The sequence below is a fragment of the Armatimonadia bacterium genome (assembly GCA_039679385.1).
In the GTDB taxonomy this organism is placed as follows: Bacteria; Armatimonadota; Zipacnadia; order Zipacnadales; family JABUFB01; genus JAJFTQ01.
The window spans coordinates 1-20,528 of sequence record JBDKVB010000013.1 but is presented as its reverse complement, the minus strand read 5'-3'; the positions used below and the strand labels follow the sequence as shown (position 1 = coordinate 20,528).

Annotated in this window: 12 protein-coding genes; 6 read left to right on the top strand and 6 right to left on the bottom strand. The window is 65.2% G+C overall.

Annotated features, from left to right (window positions below; genetic code table 11):
* The first annotated feature begins 4 nt into the window (after positions 1-4).
* Both ABFE16_00995 and ABFE16_00990 read left to right on the top strand, forming a co-directional pair.
* On the top strand, positions 5-817 hold the full coding sequence (locus ABFE16_00995) for a metal ABC transporter ATP-binding protein (GenBank protein ID MEN6343842.1): 813 nt from the start codon (positions 5-7) through the stop codon (positions 815-817).
* The gene (locus ABFE16_00990) at positions 810-1,664 is read left to right on the top strand and encodes a metal ABC transporter permease (protein ID MEN6343841.1); all 855 of its coding nucleotides are present in this window, start codon (positions 810-812) and stop codon (positions 1,662-1,664) included. Before ABFE16_00995 ends, ABFE16_00990 begins: the two co-directional genes overlap by 8 nt.
* Before the next feature lie 5 nt (positions 1,665-1,669).
* Here ABFE16_00990 and ABFE16_00985 read toward each other — a convergent pair whose 3' ends face one another.
* Genes ABFE16_00985 through ABFE16_00975 form a run of 3 tightly spaced genes read right to left on the bottom strand, consistent with a single transcriptional unit; the run spans position 1,670 to position 7,017 of the window.
* Positions 1,670-3,055, bottom strand: coding sequence for an alpha-L-fucosidase (locus ABFE16_00985; GenBank protein MEN6343840.1), 1,386 nt, complete (start codon positions 3,053-3,055; stop codon positions 1,670-1,672).
* Positions 3,056-3,109: 54 nt separating this feature from the next.
* Positions 3,110-4,984 (bottom strand): hypothetical protein, encoded by a 1,875-nt coding sequence (locus tag ABFE16_00980; GenBank protein MEN6343839.1) that lies wholly within the window; start codon positions 4,982-4,984, stop codon positions 3,110-3,112.
* A 56-nt stretch (positions 4,985-5,040) separates the two neighbouring features.
* Positions 5,041-7,017 (bottom strand): hypothetical protein, encoded by a 1,977-nt coding sequence (locus tag ABFE16_00975; GenBank protein ID MEN6343838.1) that lies wholly within the window; start codon positions 7,015-7,017, stop codon positions 5,041-5,043.
* A 333-nt stretch (positions 7,018-7,350) separates the two neighbouring features.
* On the opposite strand from ABFE16_00975, the gene ABFE16_00970 reads away from it, so the two are divergent.
* On the top strand, positions 7,351-12,171 hold the full coding sequence (locus ABFE16_00970; GenBank protein ID MEN6343837.1) for a hypothetical protein: 4,821 nt from the start codon (positions 7,351-7,353) through the stop codon (positions 12,169-12,171).
* Positions 12,172-12,225: 54 nt separating this feature from the next.
* Here ABFE16_00970 and ABFE16_00965 read toward each other — a convergent pair whose 3' ends face one another.
* Genes ABFE16_00965 through amrB form a run of 3 tightly spaced genes read right to left on the bottom strand, consistent with a single transcriptional unit; the run spans position 12,226 to position 15,819 of the window.
* Complete coding sequence (locus ABFE16_00965; protein MEN6343836.1) at positions 12,226-13,002, bottom strand: aldolase/citrate lyase family protein; 777 nt, start codon at positions 13,000-13,002, stop codon at positions 12,226-12,228.
* Positions 13,003-13,053: 51 nt separating this feature from the next.
* On the bottom strand, positions 13,054-14,178 hold the full coding sequence (amrS, locus tag ABFE16_00960; protein ID MEN6343835.1) for an AmmeMemoRadiSam system radical SAM enzyme: 1,125 nt from the start codon (positions 14,176-14,178) through the stop codon (positions 13,054-13,056).
* 27 nt (positions 14,179-14,205) lie between these two features.
* Positions 14,206-15,819 carry an AmmeMemoRadiSam system protein B gene (gene amrB / locus ABFE16_00955; GenBank protein ID MEN6343834.1) on the bottom strand — a complete coding sequence of 538 codons (1,614 nt, stop codon included), beginning with the start codon at positions 15,817-15,819 and terminating at the stop codon, positions 14,206-14,208.
* 318 nt (positions 15,820-16,137) lie between these two features.
* On the opposite strand from amrB, the gene ABFE16_00950 reads away from it, so the two are divergent.
* From ABFE16_00950 to ABFE16_00940, 3 genes are all read left to right on the top strand, one after another.
* Positions 16,138-17,751, top strand: coding sequence for a gamma-glutamyltransferase (locus ABFE16_00950; protein ID MEN6343833.1), 1,614 nt, complete (start codon positions 16,138-16,140; stop codon positions 17,749-17,751).
* A 49-nt stretch (positions 17,752-17,800) separates the two neighbouring features.
* On the top strand, positions 17,801-18,460 hold the full coding sequence (locus tag ABFE16_00945; protein MEN6343832.1) for a phosphatase PAP2 family protein: 660 nt from the start codon (positions 17,801-17,803) through the stop codon (positions 18,458-18,460).
* Between the two features lie 32 nt (positions 18,461-18,492).
* Positions 18,493-20,528, top strand: a 2,036-nt coding sequence (locus ABFE16_00940; protein ID MEN6343831.1) for an alginate lyase family protein, incomplete at its 3' end; no start/stop codon positions are given.

Sequence of the window (20,528 nt, the reverse complement as noted above, 5' to 3'; positions counted from 1 at the left end):
GGACATGGCTGGGATTGCCACCATGGGTGCACCCCTTGCTGTCGAGACAACCGATCTGGGCTTCACCTATCCGGCGCCTCCCGTGGAGGCTCTGCGCGGGATTGACTTCGCCCTGCCTCGTGGTGCCTACTGCGCAGTCATCGGGCCGAACGGTTCGGGGAAGAGCACGCTCATCAAGCTGGTGATGGGGCTGCTACGACCGACTGCCGGTGAGGTTCGCGTGATGGGTCGCAGTCCGCAGTCCGAGCCGGAGCTCATTCAGCGGCTGATCGGTTACGTGCCGCAGCGCGATGCGCTGAACACCAGCGTGCCTTTGAGTGCGCGGGACGTGGTCGGTCTGGCGGCCGCTACGCGATTGGCTGATGCCGGTAGTGGACGTAAGGTGCGCGATCGGGTGACTGCTGCGCTGGAAATGGTCGAGATGGGGGAGATGATGCGGCGGCCCTTCCGCACGCTCAGTGGAGGGCAACAGCAGCGGGTTCTGATCGCGCGGGCGCTGGCCGTCGATCCCTTCATCCTGGTGCTCGACGAGCCCTTCGCCGGGGTGGATGCGGGCAGTCAGGACACCATTGTCCGGCTGCTGCACCGCCTGTCACAGGAGCATGGCGTGACGATTCTGGCCGTGGTGCACAACATCAACCCGCTGGTGCATTTCATCGACCATCTTCTTTTGCTGCACACTACGCAGTTGGCCTTCGGCAGCCCGGCGGAGGTTCTCACGCCGGACAACCTGCAGGCAGCCTACGGCGGGGCTGTGCCGATTCTGGTCTGCGACGAAGGCTTCCCTCACCCGTTGATGCAGGAGTCCCATGAGTGATTTCCTGGAGTACCTGCGGTCTCCCTTCATCCAGCGGGCGCTGGTGGCGATCGTGTTGATCGGCGTCAACTCGGCTCTCAGCGGGGTGTTTGCGAGCTTCCGCAGCCTGACCTTCCTGGTATCCGGAGCGAGTCATGCGGGGCTGGCCGGGGCTGCGCTGGTGATCGTCCTGGATGCCTACGGGCTCGCACACGGCCTGAGTCCGGTGCTGGGGAGTGTGGTCTTCGCCGTGGGCCTGGCGCTCCTGGCGGCCCACACCACCTACCGGTCGTCGGAGCGTGCGGCCGATCCCGCTATCGGTGCGGGCTTTGCCTTCTCGATGGCGCTGGCGGTTGTGCTGATCTCGCTGGTGCCCCAGTCGGCGACCCGGGTCTGGGGAGTGCTGCTGGGTGACCTGCTGCTCCTGAGCCCCGACGACCTGTGGCTATTGACGGTGCTGACCCTCGTGGTCGTGGTGCTGTTCTGGCTGCTGTGGAAGCAGTTTCTGTTCATCACCTTTGACATCGAGGGTGCGAAGGCCTTCGGTATCAACGCCTCGGGTTACAACTACCTTCTGTTCGGACTCATCGGGCTGTCCTCGGCGATCATCATGAAGGGCGTCGGGGCGATCGTGGTCTTCGCGATGCTGGTCTCCCCGGCGGCGACGGCGCTCGTGATTGGACGCACTACCCGACGCGTGGCGGTGTACGCCTTCTTGATCGCCGTCGGCAGCGGCCTGCTGGCCATCGTGGTCTCGTACAAGACGACCTTCTCGGTGAGTGCCCTGGCAGCGCTGTTCGCCGCTGCGAGTTACTTCGTCGCGCAGCTCCTGATGCGGTTCACGCAGCGGAGCCACGCGACGCAGTAGCCTCCTCAGTCGTTCCCCCTGTACAAGCCGAAGTGTGAGATAGTCGGGCAGGCCCGTGCGCCGGTGATGACCAGGCGCACGCGCTGCGTCGTGACCGGCTCAACGCGGTCAAGCTTGCGGTGCCCGATGGTGTTGCCGGTGACGACGGTCTGCCAGGCCTGGCCGTCCCAGCGCTCGATCCGGTAGGACTGTACGCGCTGCCCGAGGGCGATGGCCTCCTGCAGGTCGACGATCCCGAAGGTGGTTGGTGCGCCGAGGTCGACCTCCAGCCAGGACTCGGTTACGCTGTCGTCGGTGGCCCAGAAGGTCTCTGGGTTGCCGTCGAGGGCCTTCGCGGGGCCGAAGTCGGCACAACTGCCACGGGTGTTGCTCGCGGTTGCGGGCTTGCCTGCGGCGAGGTCGATCGCGAAGAGGCCGTCCAGCGCCTGGCGGAAGCCTGCGAGATGCTCAACGTCAACCTCATGGAACAGCCCGCGCCGGTCTGGTGGCAGGTTGAGGAGAAGCAGGCTGTTGCGCCCGACGGACTGGAAGTACAGCTCGACGAGGTTGTCCACCGAGCGGACCTTGTCGTTCTCGGCGGCATGCCAGAACCAACCGGGGCGAATCGAGACATCGGTCTCGCCGGGACGCCAGACGGAGCCGCCCTCGTCGCCGTGGTGCAAGCTATGGCGGGCAGCGTCGGTTCCTCCCGCGCCGGGGTAGGGCACGATGCTCGGATCGACGGTGGACCAGCAAGGGTCGCCGGCGAAGCCCTGTTCGTTGCCGATCCAGCGCAAGTCCGTCCCGCCATCGCCGAAGATCACGGCCTCGGGCTGGTGCTTGCGGACAGTGCCCCAGAAGGCCTGCCAGTCGTACTCCTGGCGTCGACCGTTCGGGCCCTCACCACAGGCGCCGTCGAACCAGACCTCGCAGATCGGCCCGTACTGGGTCAGGAGCTCGGTGAGCTGGTTGAGGTAGTGCTCGTTGTAGCGCGGTGAGTCGCCGTAGGTCGGCTCGTGGCGGTCCCAGGGCGACAGGTACAGGCCGGGCTTCAGTCCTGCCTCGTGGCAGGCGTCGACGAACTCGCGCACGAGGTCTCCCTTGCCGTCACGCCAGGGGCTGTTCTTCACCGAGTGCTCGGTGTAGCGACTCGGCCAGAGGCAGAAGCCGTCGTGGTGCTTGGCTGTGAGGATCACGCTCTTGAAGCCCGCGGACTTGGCGGCAGCGATCCACTGGCGGGTATCCAGGGCAGTCGGGTTGAAGATCCTCGGGTCCTCGGTGCCCTCGCCCCATTCCCGGTCGGTGAAGGTGTTCACGGTGAAGTGCACAAACATCACGAGCTCCTGGCGCTGCCAGGCGAGCTGCTGCTTGGTGGGTATGGGAAGCAAGGGTGAAGGCGGCTGCGTGGTCATCGTGGTAGGCGAACCTCTCCTGTCGGGTCAGTCTGTGGGGCGGAAGTCGCGCGTCTACTGGTCGGCGAAAGCCATACGGTAGGTCATCATGTCGGTAGCGGTCAAGCATAGAACCGTCACCTTGCGTCCGCCGGAGGCGTACTTGGTGGCCTTGAGTTCGGCCTTCACCGCCGGGCCGAAGCTGAGGGTGAAGGCGGTGTTGTTGCGCACCAGGGTCATCGTGTCGGCGGTCAGCGTCGGCTTGTCGGTGTCGGCGAGCAGCAGCGGGATCTGCTCTAGTATCGCACCGGGGCGACGGACGGTGACCACGATCCCGGCGTCCGTGAAGCTCAGGGACTTCTGCCCCTCCTTGCCCAGGAGGTAGCCGACAGTCAGGTCGCCCTCGGGAAGGTCACGGTTGCCGACCTCGGGGATCACAGGACTCCCGCCGACGGTGAAGGTCGAAGGGATGCTGGAGGCTTCGCAGAGCTTCTTGCCGTCGGGGGTGAGCGTGCCCCAGGCGGCATCGTTGGTCAGGGTCTGGGACTGCAGGAGGGTCCCGGTGCGCTGGTTCCACAGGAGGCCGAGACCGTAGCGCTGCTGCTCGCGAAACAGCCTGCCGGTGTTGACGGCGGCGTAGTAGCCCGGGTGGCGGACGAAGGTGTACTGCACCGCGTAGCGGCTATCGACACGCTGATGGTTGAAGCGGTCGCGGGCGAGATAGGGGACCTTCGCGAGCGCCTGGGCTTGCTGTTCATCGGTCGGGTACCATTGGATCATGCTGCGGTAAAGGAACTCGTAGGGTGTGTAGGCTCCGGCGGACCCGACGGGGAGATCGGCGACCTTCGGCCAGTCGGCTGCGAGTTGCTGCCGGGTGCGGGCGATCTCGGTGGCCCTCTCTCCCTGGCTGGTCATGAAGGCACGAGACCTCTCGACCCCTTCGGCCAGCGGCGTGTTCATGCGGACGAAGTCGCCCTTCCGCCCACGGGTCTCGACGGCACGGTTGAGGAAGAAGCGGCTGCCGTCGGGCTCGCGCACGGCGTTGTAGGAGAGCCAGTCTGCCCAGCGTGCCTCCTCGTCGAGGAAGCGCTCGCCCCGCTCGGTGCCACGGGTGTAGTTCCAGGCCACATACAGGTTGCTGTGGTGCGTGCCCATGTTGTAGCCCCAGTCGGGACCGTCGGCTTCGTAGGGGTACCCGGCCGGACTCTGGAAGTCCTTCGCGGCATCCTTGAGGCGGGCGTCGAGGAGCTTGTCGATCTCGGCATCCGGGAAGAGCTTGAGGTAGGCGAAGGCGCCTCCCCAGACGTTCGTGAACTGGTTGCTGTAGGAGCAACCATGCTTGTACAGAGTCGGGTTGGTCAGGGTGACGAGGATCGCCTTGCGGTCGGCGGCGACGACCCGGTCAAGCAGGGCCTTGTCGATCGGTGGACCGCTGTGCAGGAGCTGCAGCGTCTCGCCCATGAACTTGGTGGCGAAGGCAGTGGCGGGCAGGTTCCAGCCCAGGTCGCGGTACTCGCTGAACTGGCCGTCGGTGTTCTGCATCCGGCACCAGAAGTCCAGCATGGCCTCGAGTCGTGCGCGGACCTCGGGTGAGGCGTAGTAGGGATTCCAGGGCTTGCGGGTGCAGTAGAACCAGGCCAGGGTCAGGTGGCTCTCCATCACCCGCGCGTTATACGGCTTGTTGTCTTTGGCGTTGCGCCACACGGGAAGGCTGAGGAAGCCGCGATTGGGACCGTCCATGAGGACGCTGTTGGCGACCCGGGCGAAATGGTGCAGCAGGTAAGGCATGTCCAGGTCGTCATCGGCGAAGTCCGAAGGCTTGAGCTTCGACAGGTCTGTCTGGGGAACCGGGGCCTGCTGGGCTGAGCAACAGGCGGTCAGGATGGCCAGGCCACAGGCGAAGACAACCGCAAGCGGGTAGAACGCTCCGAGATAGCCGGTGTGGATCAAGTTGGCATCTCCTCTCGTGTGACGCCTCTGCCACGGGCAAGTGTGGCAGGGAACTGCTACGGAAGGTCGGCGGTTGTGAGCGTGAGCAGCGACTGCGCGGTCAGGGTCAGTTGGACCTTGCCATCGACGACCGGCACCGGCTCGAGGGTCCGGAAGCTGTCCTGCTCGCTGGTCCGGACTGCGTTCAGCCGGGTGATGCCGGCCGGGAGTCCTGTGATGGTGGCGGAACGCTCCGCACCGGAGTTGCTGACGTGCAAGGTGAGGACAGGCTTTCCGGAGACCTCACCGGAGAAGGCAGTGAAGAGCACCTTCGCGTTGTCTGAGGCGGTCGTGAGTGCCTGGGACTTGAGGGGCGTGAGGTTGCAGAAGTGCTTGACGAACCAGAAGCGCGGCGTGGGTTGGATCGTCACCTCGCCCTTCTCGTTCTTGAGCTCCTTGACGATGGAGTAGTCGGAGGTGAACTCCCACTGCATCGTCCCCTGCGGCCGGGCGTACAGGAGCAACTCCTGGTACATGCCGACTTCGCGCAGGGCGTAGAGGTAGCTGTCAAAGGCGCGGGTGCGCCAGGCTCCGGCGTCGACCCCGAGTTCCGTGACCAGCAAGGGCAGCTTGAGACGCTCGGCAAGATCGCCCCAGGCAGAGTAGTCGGCGGCTGAGCCACCGCCCCAAGAGTGGAAGGCGACCGCTCCGACGTACTTCATGGCCTCAGGGTCGGCCGCTGCCGGAAGGGCATAGGTGTGAGTGCCACGCGGACCGGTTGCGTCGGCCAGGATCATGCGGGTCTTGAGTCCGAGCTTCTGGAAGTGCGCGCCGAGGAGCTTGAGAGCGTCGCGGTGCTCTTCGGCGGTCAGCAGCACATCGACGCCGAGGTTGGCCTCATTGAAGCAGAACAGGTCGGGTTCGACCCCGTACTTGTTCTTGGCGTAGGTCAGGTAGGTCCCGATCAACTCGACGAGTTCCGGCCATTGCTCCGGGGTGATGCGCAGCTTGCCCGAGGCCTTCGTCGGGTCGGGATAGAACCACTTGGGCATGCGCCAGATGCTGATGACGTAGGGGATGCCCAGGTCTTGGATCTGCCGGGCGAGGAGGAACTCGCGACGCAGGTTCGAGCCCTCACGGTCCTGCGCCTCGTAGTAGGCCCAGTTGATGTCGGTGGGCGATGCGTTGTCGTTGACGGGCTCCCACTCGCTGGCGGTCAGCTCCGTTCGGGCCCAGGCGACCTTCAGGTTCTTGAGAGTGTACTGGGTGACGGGTGACTCGATGCCGAAGCAGTAGTTCCCGCCGAAGCCATCGAGACGGTAGCGGGGCTTTGAGGAGTCGAGAGTCAGTTGGGCGGGAGTGGTGTCCGGCTGCGCTGAGGCCGAGATGCTGATGCGAAGGCTGGTGGACTCGCCGGGCGCCAGGGAAGGGGCAAGCTGGCAGAACATGGAGTAGACGCTGCCCTTCCACTCGCGGGTATCCTGGACGGTTACCGGGATGGCGCGGTCGAGGACGATTCTGACCGAGGTCTTGCCGGCGGCGTCATCCATCAGTATCCCGTTGGCATCGCCGCGAGCGAAGTGACGGGCTGCCGGCTGCTCCCGGGGGAACTCGACATTTGCCACGCGCTGCCTGCTGTTGAGAAGGCTGCAAGGTCCGCCGGCAAAGACGCTGATGGGGACGTCGAGCCAGTAGTAGACGCCCTCGATGTCGGCCTTGCCCTCGGCGGTGATCTTGAGGTTGGTGGTGACGACGCCGGGGAACTCCTCGATCGTCTGCTCGAAGCGGTAGTTGGCTCCCGGGGTCACCGGGATTACGCCGGTCCAGGTGCGCTTGCCCTCGCTGACGGTGTACTTGGTGTTCCTGGCGTCGGTGAAGCCGGGCATCTTGCCCCAGCCCTTGAGCGGGATGCGCAGGCTGGTCTGTAACGCGAGAGAGTCGCCCCCGAGGCTGAGGGCCGTGATCCCGCCGGTGGCATCGGTGACTGCAAACTCCGCGCCGACCGGTGGGAGAAGCAGCAGTGTCAGTCCGACAAACCCCGCGATTCGCAGCATGGTCTCCGTCAGCTCCCTTCGCAATTGCCGACCCAAGGTATGAGCCTTCGCCGCCTCCGGGGTTGACTCCTTGAGGGGCAGGAGCAGGCCGGGCTATCAGCGAACAGACGGGGGAAGAGACTTCCCGCGGCGGAGGAGCCGCCCTGATGGCGGAAGCCCTCTGGTCGGTTGTCGCACTTCTGACGTCGCTCGCCTGCGCTGCGTTCCCCGGGCCCGTGCAAAGGGTTCGAGTAGGAGGTACGCCCCAGGGCCTTCTCGACTCGGCAACTGTGCGCGTCGCGGGTTTCCGCTTGAGAATTCGCGTAACCATCCCTTTCTGTGTGAGGTGGGCAAATGCCGATTCTGCTGGTTCTGATGATGCTGGTGCCGCTGGTCGTCACCCAGGCGCAGGAGATCAAGCCGGGTGACGAGCTATGCGTGAACGGGAACTTCGAGACTGCGGACGCCTCCGGGAAACGTCCGGCCGGTTGGGGCTGGGATGGTGGCAGTCGCTGGGAGACCGACGGCGTGAACCACTGGATCGTGCAGGAGGCAGCCACGCCGAAGTCGATCAGCGTGTCTCAGACGATTCCGATGCAGGAGCGGTACTGGAAGATCCGGCTCACGTGTCGCGTGCGGACCGAGAACGTGGTCATGGGCGTGGAGGGCTGGAACGACGCCCGGATCGCCATGCAGTTCCAGGATGCCGAGGGGAAGATGGTGGGGGCCTGGCCGAATGTGCTGCACTTCACCGGGACCACGAAGGGCTGGGAGAATCAGGAGCGCGACTACCTCGTCCCACCGGGTGCGCGGAAGCTCTCGATCTCCTGCTCGCTCTTCTCGACCACGGGCAAGGTGGAGTGGGACGACGTGTCCTTCAAGCTGCTGAAGCTCGACCCGGTGCCGGAGGATGCGACCTTGCCGCCGGGTGTGACGGCACGCTGGGACTACGAGAACGCGGAGAGGTCGGAGACCGCCACCCGAGGCAAGGTGTGCATCAACGGCCTGTGGCGGTTCCATCCGGTGGACCTCAAGCAGACCGACCTGCCGGGAGTAGGGACCGGCTGGGGCTACCACAAGGTGCCCGGATCCTGGGCACCGGGTACGTCGCGGATGACGCCCCTCGGTCCGGATATCTGGGAGGAAAGCCTCGACCTGAGCAAGACTGATGCGGCCTGGTACGAGCGGCAGATCACGATTCCGGGAAGCTGGGCGGGACGACGGGTCCTGGTGAATCTGGACAACCCCAAGAACATCGCGCGGGTCTTCGTCGACGGCAAAGAGGCTGGTCGCGTGCAGTGGCCGGGCGGGAAGGTGGATATCACCTCGCTCGTCAGCCCCATCACGGGCACGGCGCAGCACCGGCTCTCGATCCATGTGATTGCTCTGCCGCTGGAGGCCGAGCAGATCATGATCGCACGCGAGGACCTGATCCAGACCATGCGGGCCGAAGTGAAGTTCAAGGGCCTGTGCGGCGACTGCTACCTGGAGAGTGAGCCGGTCGGCGCACGGGTTGAGGATGTCTTCGTGAAGCCCTCGGTGCGGAAGGGCGGCCTCGGACTTCAGTGTGAAGCGGCGGGACTGACGGAGGGAGCCCGGTACCAACTCCGTGCCTCTGTGTACGAGGTGACCGGCTCCGGCTCGCAGCAGAAGATCGCGGACACGCCGGCGAAGCAGATCACCTCTGCCGCTTTCGTCGGGCCGGACTGCCCGGAGTTCTTCGGAGCCTGGACGGAGGCCAAGCTGTGGGACATCGACCAGCCGAACCTGTATGCGATGAAGGTGGAGCTTCTCGACGCCGCCGGTAAGGTGCTGGATGTCACCACGCCGGAGACCTTCGGCTTCCGGGAGTTCTGGATTGATGGTCGCAGCTTCGTCCTGAACGGGAAGCCGATTCACCTGCGCTGCCTTGACCTGTCGAACCACCTGGGGAACTTCGGGCAGGCGGCCTATGCGCAGGTCCGACACACCTTCGAGCAGGCGCGGGCGCTGGGCTTCAGCTATGTCATTCACGGGAATTACGACTACGAGCCGCAGTCCTTCACGTACATTGCCGACCTGCTCCGAGCAGGTGACGACGCCGGATTCCCGATGAGCTACTCCGTCCGGCACATCAAGCGCGATGTGCGCAACATGGATGATCCGGTCAAACGGGCGGACTGGGAGCGGATCGTGAAGTACGAGGTCCGGCAGGTCCGCAACCACCCGTCGGTGTTCATGTGGGCGATGAACCACAACATGCTGGGCTGGGCTGACGACCAGAATCCGGCGCGGATGACGGGGCTGTATGAGCCGCGGCCTGAGGACAATCCGGGCATGGCGACCAACCGCCATGCGGCCACCGTTGCCGAGAACCTGGTCATGGGCTGGGACGGTACGCGCCCGGCGTATCATCACCAGAGCGGTCCCTTCAACCAGATGATCACGCTGAACTGCTACCTGTGCTTCACGCCCCTGCAGGAGCGGATCGAGTGGCTGTCGAGGTGGGCGGAGCAGGGCATCAAGCCGTTGTTCTTCGTCGAGTTCGGGCTCCCGCATCAGGCAAGCTGGGGCGGTCACCGGACCGGTCCCTTCGTGTGGACCAACCCGACGAGCTCGGAGCCGCTGGTGCAAGAGTTCGGGGCGATGTTCTACGGTGACGCCGCCTATGATCTGCCGCAGTACGCCCTTGAGCACTACGACACGATTGGTCGGGTGTATGCCACCCATCAGCCTTTCCATATCAGCAGCGTCCTGGGGGCTTACTGGGACCGGCGCTGGGAGAAGAACTTCCTGGAGATCAAGACGCTCCACACACTGCAGACCTGGCCGGCCTTCCGGACCTGGGGCATCTCGGCGATCCTGCCCTGGGACCAGGCCGACCTGTTCAAGCAGAAGGAGGGTGTCTCGGGGAAGGAAGTAAGCCTTGCGACGGACTGGGACGCCCTGCAGCGCCCGGGCCTTGCGCCGGAGTCGGTGGGATGGACCAGTGACTGGCTACAGACCCCGGACCCGAGCGCGATAGAGATGACCTCGCTGGGCCGGGCCTTCGCGAAGGTGAACCGCGAGACCCTGGCTTACCTCGCCGGACCGGAGCGACGGTTCACGGCCGAGGACCATATCTTCCGCCCCGGGGAGGCAGTCGAGAAGCAGGTGGCGATGGTCAATGACCTGCGCCACGACGCGGACTTCGCCTACACCTGGACAGTGAGCCTGGGAGGCAAGCAACTGGCCACGAAGAGCGGCCGGGCCCGTGTTACCGCGGGTGACAAGGCGCTGGCGCCCTTCCAGTTCCAGATCCCTGCGGGCAGTGGGCGGGCGACTGGGCGCATCGATCTTGTGGCGACCGTGGACGGCAAGCCCGACGAGAGCCTGCAGGACAGCTTCAGCTTCACGGTGCTGGAAGCGACGCCACCGGTGAAGCAGACCACGCAGGTGGCAGTGTACGACCCGAAGGGGCTCACGGCACCTGTGCTGCGCGCTGCCGGACTGCAGTTCGCGACGGTGCCGACTCCACAGGCGGCACCCGGAGTTGGACTGCTCGTCATTGGACGCGAAGCCGTGACCGCAGACAGCCCGGGGATCGACCTCGTTGCCCTGACTCGGCGCGGTGTGAACGTGTTGTTCTTTGAGCAGACCGAGGAGGTGCTGCAGCGACGCTGGGGCTTCCGGACGGCAAGTCCGGGAGTGCGACGGGTGTTCGTGCGTCAGCCGGGGAGTCCGGTATGCCAGGGCCTTGAGGACGAGCTGCTGCGCGACTGGCGCGGGAGCTCCAGTCTGCTTGAGGCCTATCCGGAGCCTGTGGGCTACCGAGGCAGCTACCCGCAGGAGGTCTGGTGCGGGTTCCCCAACTCGCGGACCTGGCAGTGGGGCAACTACGGGTGCGTCGCGAGTGTGGTGATTGAGAAGCCTGCCGTTGGCAACTACTCGAGCCTGTTGGACTGCGAGTTCGACTGCCAGTACACGCCGCTGCTGGAGTGGAAGACGAAGGGCGGACGGGTGCTGCTGTGCCAGCTTGACCTGACCGGCAGAGACCTGCCGGAGCCCGCGGCCGAGCGACTTCTGGCTAACCTGCTGAACTACGCCCAGTCGGCTCCCACTGCCGAGGAGAAAGGACTGTCGGCCTGCAAGGTTGTCGGGTCGCAGCCCTATGCGGACCTGCTGAAGTCACTGGGTGCGGATACCACGGGGACCGATCCCGTGGTGATCGCGCCCGGTGCTGATCCGGCGGCGGCTCGTGCAGCGATCGCCGGAGCCGGCACCGTTGTGTGCCTGGCGATGGACGGAGAGGCGCTGAACGCCATCCTGCCCTTCGCGGTGAAGACCGAGGAGAAGCGGCTGGTCAACACGCTGATCGGCCGACCGCAGACCGGAGCCCTCGTGGGTCTGGGCAACGCCGATCTGCACTGGCGGGCCAAGACTGCGGTGTCGTGTCTGACGCAGGTTCCGGACGGGATGCAGCTAGCGCCCAACGGGGTGCTGGCGGAGGGAACGGTCGGCGGTAAGCACTATGTGCTGATGCAGTGGTCGCCAAGGTCCTTCGACTGGGAGACGATGGGGCAACTGCGCCGCACCTGGCGCAACTCCCTGCGAGCCCTGGGGACCGTGCTGACCAACTGTGGCGTGAGCCTGGAGTCGCCTCTGCCGCAGCAAGTGGCCGCCTCGGGAGTGACGAGCATCGATCTCAGTGGCGAGTGGCGGCTGCAAGTCGACCGCGAGAGCCGGCTGCGGGGTGAGCAGGTCGCGTCAACGGACTTCGATGCAGCCTCGTGGCGTCCGCTGCAGATGCCGGGGACCTTTGAGGCACAACTGACCGACCTTGCGAACTACGATGGCGTGGTGTGGCTGCGCAAGGAGTTCAGCCTGACGCAGGTGCCGACTAAGGAGCCGCTCACGCTAGGGATCGGCGGAGTGGACGACGAGGACTGGACTTACCTCAACGGGCGCTTCGTGGGGCACATCGGGCAGGACACGAACCCGACCAACTACTGGGAGGCGATGCGGCGCTACCCGATCACGAGGGACATGCTCAAGGCGGGGCGGAACGTGATTGCGGTGAAGGTGAACGACCTGCGCCAGTCGGGCGGAATCACAAAGGGGCCGATCTCGATTGTGGAGCAGGAGCGCTGGCTGAAGGCCTACTATCTGGACGCTCCGGAAGCGCTGGACGACCCGTATCGCTACAATCGCTGGTAGGCAAGAGGAAGGGGACGGGGCTTCCAGGAAAGGCGGCTCCGTCCCCCGGTTTGCCTAGAGTGCGCGGATCTCGTCGAGCCGGGGCAGGAGCGCCGTCTTCATCATCCCCAGGTCGCCGCCGACGTTGAGCAGGTGAGCTCCGGCGGCCTTGAGGCGGCGGGTCATCACATTGCTCGGGCAGACGGTGGCGATGACCTTCTGGTACTTGCGCGCCAGGGCGAAGACGCCCTCGATGTCGCTGAGGAGCTTCTCGTTCTCCCACTGCCCGGCGATGCCCATGCTCGCGGAGAGGTCACCGGGGCCCAGCAGGATACCGTCGAGGCCCTCGGTGGCGATGATGGCCTCGGCGTTCTGAACCGCCTGGGCAGACTCGATTTGCACGAGAAGGCAGGTGTCGCGGTTCGCGCGGTCGAGGATTTCGGTGGTCGTGCTGCCGGAGAATCCGTAGGCGAGGCCCCGGCTGCCGGTGTTGAAGCCACGGTTGCCGATCGGAGCGAACTTGCCCCACTCGACTACGGACGCGGCGTCCTCCGGGGTGTGGACCTGGGGAACGACGATGATTTTCCCGCCGACCTCCAGGGCTCGCAGTACCGCCGTGCGGCTGACCTCCTGGACCCGGAGCAAGGTCAGTAGACCGCGTAGCTCAGCGGCCCGGCAGAGGTGCTCCATCGCCATCATGTCGGTGGCGGCGTGTTCGAGCTCCAACCATACGAAGTCGAGGCCGCACAGGCCGGCGACCTCAACAGCGGCCGGTGACATCGAGACCATCGACAGTCCGTAGCGTGTGGGACCGGCCAGAAGGCGCTCGCGCAGTGTCTGTTCCTGGCTCAAAGAAACACCCTCCCTCGAGTCGATTGCGGTACGTCAGTACCCGGCTGCGGGCTAGCTCCAGACGCCGGGGATTGCCCTTCCACAGGCGCCACACTTCCCGTCCCTGAGGTTGTTCTCCTGCACCTCAAAGCCCCAGCGCTTGACGACCGTCTTGCCGCACTTGGGGCAATAGGTGCTTTCGTAGCGATGCCCGGGGACGTTGCCCAGGTACACGAAGCTGAGACCCTCGGACCGGGCGATGTCGTGGCAGCGCTCGAGGGTGCCGATGGGTGTCGGCGGCAGGTTCCGGAGCTGGTAGTTGGGCATGAAGCGGGAGAAGTGGACCGGCACTTCGGTGCCAAGGTAGGTCTTGGTCCAGCGGGCCATACCACGGAGGTCGGCCTCGCTGTCGTTGACGGTGGGGACCACCAGGTAGACGATCTCCAGCCACTTGCCGAGGGCCTTGACGCGGTTGAGGGTGTTGAGGACGGGCTGCAAGGTGGCGCTGCAGTACTTGCGGTAGAAGTCCTCGGTAACGCCCTTCCAGTCGATCTTCACGGCGTCGAGCTTGGGGAGAAGCTTGCGCATGGGGTCGCGGTTGATGTAGCCGTTGGAGATCATCACAGACCGCAGGCCGGCCTTGCGTCCGGCCTCGGCGTTGTCGGACATGTACTCATAGAAGATGACCGGCTCGTTGTAGGTGTAGGCGAGGACCTTGCAGCTATACGACTTGGCCATCGCGATGACCTTGTCGGGCTGAAGGTTGTCGCTATCGACGTCCTCCGGCCGGGACTGGGAGATCTCCCAGTTCTGGCAGTCGCGGCAGTGAAGGTTGCAGCCCGCGGTTCCGAGTGAGAAGGCGCGACTACCGGGCAGGAAATGGAAGAGCGGCTTCTTCTCGATGGGGTCGACGTTCACGGCTGCCGCCGAGCCGTAGATGAGGGTGTAGTAGGTGCCGCCGCGGTTCTCCCGCACGCCGCAGTTCCCCCGACCGCGGTCGGCAACCGTGCATCCCCTGGGGCAGAGCTTGCACTGAACCCGGTTGCCGGACAGCTTCTCGTAGAACTGGGCTTCCTTCATGCGCAAAGGTGAGGCGGCCTCTGCACAGAGGGGAAAGCACGCTCCTGCAAGACCCGCACCGGCGCAGGCCAAGATCGTCCGTTTGAGCGCCTCTCGGCGTGAGAGTGTCTCAGACATGTGCGGCACCTTCTCCGGGCTATGGGGCTACTCGTCGCCGAACTGCTGGGTGGTGAAGACCTCCAGCTTTGCGCCCCTCTTCCAGGCATCCGGCGGCAGCCCGGCCTTCTCGACACACAGGTAGGTCAGCATGGTGTCGCGATCCCAGCCCTGCTGCGGGGCGACCTCTGGGAGGAAGACGCCGCGGTTCCGGCCCTGACTGACGATGACGCCGTGCTTGCCAAGGACGATCTCCGAGGGGTCCTTGATGGGCTTAACCGGCGAGAGGACGCTGACGTGGAAGCTCAGTTGCGAGAGTTCGGACTTCTGGACAGGCGGGAAGCGTGGGTCTTCGGTCGCCGCAGCGATGGCGCGACTGACCACGGCATCTACGAGGGGTTCCTGCGGACTGAGCGAACCGATGCAGCCGCGAAGTCTGCCGCCACGCTCAAGGGTGACGAAGACGGCCCGGGGCTCGTTGAAGAGGCCATCGTGCCTGGTCGGCTTCACAACCTCCCGGGTGGTGACGAAGGCACTGACGGCCTCGCGGGCCAAGGCGAGAAGCTCGGTCTGCTGCTGAGGAGTGAGCTCGCCCTCAGAGGTCTTGATCTTGGAGCCTGGCGCGCCTGGCTGTGAGGAGGTGGGCAGCATCGGAGCCTCCGGTGAGGGTTTGCCCTCGACGGCTGTGAAGGCGACGGCACCATAGCCTACGCAGCGGGACTTGTCGCCGGTTGGTGCGTCGCCGGAGTTCGCGTACTTGAGGACTTGTGCGGTGTTCGCGCCAAGACGTCGGGCGGCATCCATGATGATCATGACCGGGCCGAGACCGCAGAGGGTGCAGTGCAACTCGGCCACGCCGGAGTTCGTCGCCTGCTCCTCCCAGTCGGGCAGGCTGCGGAGACGCCAGGAGCTGATGAGGTCGAGGGTCTTGTGATCGGTTCGCGAGGCATCGTCGTAGGCAGGATAGTGGGTCATGTCGCTGCTGGCGATGAGGAGTATCTTCTTGCCCTGCGCGATCCTGGCGAGGGCCTGGGCGATCGCTGCGCAGTTGGTGAGCGAGAAGTCGGATACGAGTACCGGCAGAAGGCGGAAGTTGGTGAGAGAGCGCTGGAGGAAGGGAACCTGCACTTCCAGGCAGTGCTCTTCCGCATGGGGACCGTCGCCGCGGGAGATGCGTGGCTCGGCGGCTATCAAAGCGGCTGCGAGTTCCTGGTCGATCGGGACTTCGCCGAGGGGAGTGCGCCACCTGGTGGAGGCTGGAACCACAGCACCACTCACGGGCTCACGGTGGCAGGGACCAACGACCACCACGGTGTCGAAGCTGAGGCCCTTGAGCTGGGCATAGGAGTAAGCGGCGACCGGCGCTGAGTAGACGTAACCTGCATGGGGGACCATCAGCGCGACGAGACGTCCCTGGATCGAAGGCTTGCCGGCCGCCTGAAGAACGCGGTCGACCAGGGAAGTGAGCTCCTGTGGATCTTCCGGGTAGAAGGTTCCGGCGACGGCCGGCGGACGGACCTGATCGCCGCTGAGGGGCAGGGTCTCGTCTGTTGCTGCCAGTCGCACAGGAGGCTGGGACTCACGGCCCCGGTAATTCTGCAGGACCGCAAAGCAGACGAGGAGCAGGGCGCAGAAAGCCAGGAGGATCGGCAGTACCTTCATCAGACACCACCGCCAGGAGAAGCAGAAGATGGGTTGAGTCTACATCCGCCCGGAAGTGGGGTCAAGTTGCGGCACCTCACCCCCTTTGTCCCCCTCTCCACGCGGTGGCGAGGGGGAACGACGAAAGGCGAAAGGCAAGGGCCAACGGCGAAAGGCCAACGGCCAAAGACAAGGGCATCTCGCCCTCTGTACCGCTTCGCCTCTCGTTAGTCAGAGTTGCTGAGCACCAGATGATAGTGGCTCGAAGGAGCGCAAAAGGTCGGGCAAACCGGGGTGGGGAATAGCCTCGAAAGTCTGCTTCATGGGGGGATCAGGGACATGAAGGAAGGCTCACAGGTAACCTCGCAGATCGGCGCCGTGGCTGCCGGACCGCCGGGAGCGGCGCGGATCGGAGCACAGATACTGGCGGCCGGTGGCAATGCTTTCGATGCGGCCGCCGCAACGTGCCTGGGCTGCTGTGTTCTGCAGCCCTTCTCCACCGGCGTGGGTGGGTACGGTGGCTGCGCTGTCGTGAAGGAAGGCAAGACAGGACGCGTCTGGTCGCTGGATTTCAACAGCCGAGCTCCAGGCGCGGCCCGGGAGGACATGTTCGAGGTTGAGTTGCTCCCCGGGATTGGCGAGGGGCGCAACGAGCAGGAGTACCTGTGCAAGGTCAAGGACGATGCCAACATCCACGGACCCCTGGCAGCAGGTGTGCCGGGGATGATGGCGGGCATCGGCATGCTCTGGGAACGCTGGGGCGTCCTGCATTGGCCGGAGATCGTGGCGCCCAGTCTCCAGCTTACCGAAGATGGGTTCCCCTTCGCGCGCATCGCCGGTATGGTGAAGAGCCTGGAGAAGGTCATCAGGCGCTACGAGCCCACCTGCCGCCATCTCATGCCCGAGGGTCGGCTGCCGAAGCCGGAAGACCTGTGGCATCCGCGGGATCTGGGGGCAACGCTGGCGCAGGTCTCTTCCGCCGGCTGGCGGGACTTCTACCAGGGCGACCTGGGCACTCGGATTGCCGACTACGTGCAGTCAGCGGGAGGCATCCTGTGCCGGGAGGACCTCGCGACCTACGAGCCACGGGTCGGGGAAGCACTGCAGACGACCTACCGTGGCGCTTCGGTCTACACGGCGGAGCTTCCGAATGGTGGGCTGAGTGCGCTGCAGGCGCTGAACCTGCTAGAGAAGCTGCCGCCGGCCGAGGACAGCTCGGTGACTGACTGGCATCTGCTGGCGGAAGCCCTGAAGCTGATGTGGCGCGACCGCCTGCAGTACCTAGGCGATCCGGAGTATGTGGAGGTGCCGGTCGAGAGACTGCTGAGCAAGGAACATGCCGCCGCGATCCTGGGGCCGGTACTGCGCGATCCGACCCGAGTGGATACTTGGGTGCCGCAGGTGGGAGACCCGGACCGGAGCACGCTGCACGTCTCGACCGCCGACCGCCTGGGGAATGTGGTGAGTGTCACGATCACCCACGGGATGGGATTCGGGTCCTGCGTCACGGTGCCCGACACGGGGATCATCCTGGGACACGGGATGTGGCGTCTCGACCCGAGACCGGGTCAGGCGAACTCGATCGCACCGGGCAAGCGTCCTCTGAACAACATGGCGCCGCTGCTGCTGGAACTGCCCGACCGCACCGTAGCGTTAGGGCTCCCCGGTGGCCGCCGCATCATCAGTGTGGCGCCGCAGATGGCCCGGCGATTCGTAGACCAAGGCGCCACGAGTCATGAGGCTGCGGTGGCCGGGCGTCTGCATGTGGAAGTCAGTGAGCCGGTCGAGGTCAGTGATACGGTGAGCAAGGAAGTCGTGGCGGGACTACTGGATATGGGGCACACGGTCAAGGTGGTTCACAGCGTCGGCTCCGCCGCACACAATGCTGAATACTTCTCAGCCGATCGCACGGTGAGAGCCGGAGGCGGTACGTGGTCGGCGTGTCCAGAATGAGGATTGAGGGATAGCGACAAGCGGGCCCTGGTGGCCCGTTCGCGAAAGCATGTCTGAGGGCAACAGACGAGTTTGGATAGCTCTTTGCGTAACCGCTCTCGCCGCTGTGGCGACGGTGCTCCTGTGGCTCTTCGCGGACCGTGCCGGAGCTGCCTGGGGTCTGGCGCATCGTGACCTGCAGCCCTGGGTGAGTATCCGGCATCCTCTGGCGCTGCTCGGGTCGGGCGTGGTCCAGCCGATCGTGCTGGTGCTGTTCACGGTTGTGGTCTATGCGCTGCGACGCCGACGCCTGGGACGCCTGGGCCTGGTTCTGATATCGACGCTGCTGGTGGCGACGATCCTGACGACCGGCCTCAAGTGGCTCGTGCGACGCCCTCGTCCTGAGTTCGACGGAACCGCGCGGCCGGCGCTGTCAGAGCAGATTCACTCGACCCAGTGGCACTCCTTCCCCTCGGGTGACGTGCTGGTTACGACCGCGCTGATCACCGTGATCTGGATGGCGACGGGCTGCCGTGCTGCGACGGCCTGGTTGCTGGTAGTCCCGCTCCTGGTGGGTATGCAGCGGTTCATCGCCGGGCGGCACCACCTCTCCGACATCTCCGCCGGTCTGATTCTGGGAGCCTGGGTCGGTGCGCTGATGGCGCGAAAGACGAAGGCCTGGGTTCAGCGAGGTCGCGACGGAAGACTGGCGGCGGACAAAACCGAGTGACAGGGACGGACCGCTTCAGGAGGGCTGTCGGGATGAGGACACTGACGCTTCTGGTTGGCTTGCTGCTGCTGGCGAGTTGCGCCGTGTGGGCGCAGGGAACGACCTGGCAGATCCGCTATGCGCAGGCGCTCGACCAGACCGGTGAGTGGACCGCGATGGGCCGGATTCCGGCCTGGGAAGTCAAGATCACGCCGGGCGAAACCGAGACGATAGAGATCGGCGGAGACAAGCAGGGGGCCTTCCGCGGTATGGTTCTGGTGGGGCGGGAGTGGACCGTGCCGACGCCGATGCCCGGCGGACTGCACGTGAAACTGAACTACCAGACCTACTGCACACTCAACGCACCGCTGCAAAGGGCCGGTTTCGCCTCGCTGGCCTTCATGACCCCGGAGCAGTGGTCGTCCTTCGCCACAGACCCCAAGCTCGCGGAGCGTTGGAACCAGACCGACAGGGTCACCACCTCGGCGGTCATCCACTCCAGCGGCGAGGACGTGACCTCCTGGCGTGAGTGGCAGAGTCCCGACCTTGCGGCGAAGCTGCGACCCTATGCAGGCAAGAAGCTGATGCTGGTGATCGTGTGGGGCTGCAACCACTTCGAGGAGGAGTGGGCGAAGTTCACGAGCCCGCAGGTGACCTACATGACACAGGAAGAGGCGCGGGAGGAGTTCATCCGGTCGCTGAACCTGGACTACGACGGGATGCAGGAAGTGAAGGCGGCCGTCGAGCGCAAGGACCTCAAGGGTGCTGAGGCGGCCTTCGTGGCTCACATGCGACAGCGGCTGACGCCGGTGCCGCCGCCTCTGAGCGCCGACGGGAGCCCTGGAGCGGTACGGGCGGCGGACGAGATCGTGGACCACGTGTTCCGCTTCACCAACTGCCCTCCGTACAAGCTCGGGGAGAAGATCGCCTGGAACGAGGACCCCTTCAACTACGACCAGTGGGCGATTGCGCTGAATCGCCACACACACTGGCTAACCCTGGGAAGGGCCTACGCGGCCACCCAGGACGAGAAGTATGCCCGGGAGTTCGTGGCAGAGCTTCGGGGCTGGACGGAGGCGTTGCCGATCTACATCGGTCCGCGCTGGATTGAGGGGCCGATGTTCGAGCCCGGCAAGAGCCCGCTGACCCTGGACGGCGGGATTCGTATGGGGCAGAGCTGGTTCCCGGCGTACTACTACTTCAAGGACTCCCCCTCCTTCGATGTGGACTCGCAGATCGCGATGTTCAAGGCAATCCGCGACCACGGGCGGTACCTGTCCGATCCGCAGGGCTGGCAGCCCACCTCGAACTGGGGTGCGATGCAGGTCAACGGACTGCTGCATGTCGCGGTGATGATGCCGGAGTTCAAGGAGTCGGCGCAGTGGCTGCAGACGGCGCAGTCCTGGCTGATGGAGGCGCTGAAGGAGCAGGTGTACCCGGACGGGGCTCAGATCGAGCTGACAACCGGGTATCACAGTGTGACGCTTGGGAACTTCCTCGGAGCCCTGGAACTCGCGCGACGAACCGGCGTCGAGTTGCCGGAGGACTTCGTGAAGGGCCTCGAGGGGATGTTCGAGTATTTCGTTGCCATCATGATGCCCAACGGTAGCCGTCCCTCGCTGAATGATGGAAGCTGGGGCTCGGTGCGCGCTGAACTGGCGAAGGGCTCTGCGTTGTTCCCGAACCGCAAGGACTTCCAGTATCTGGCAACCGGAGGGAAGGAAGGGACGGCTCCGAGCAAGACCTCGTGGATGCTGCCCTATGCCGGCTGGGCGGTGATGCGGACCGGCTGGGGACCCGGTGACCGGTACCTGCACTTCGACCTGGGGCCCTTCGGCGCCAGGCATCAGCACGAGGACAAGCTGAGCTTGATCGTCTACGCGGGGGGCAAGACGGTTCTCACCGAGCCAGGGAACTACAGCTACGACACCAGCGACTGGCGACGCTATGTGCTGGCGACGCGGTCTCACAATACGGTGCTCGTGGATGGTCAGGAGCAGAATCGACGTGTGGCGCGAGACACCCATACCGTCTGGGAACCGAAGGCGCCGCGATGGATGACGAACGCGGAGTGGGACTTCGCCGAGGG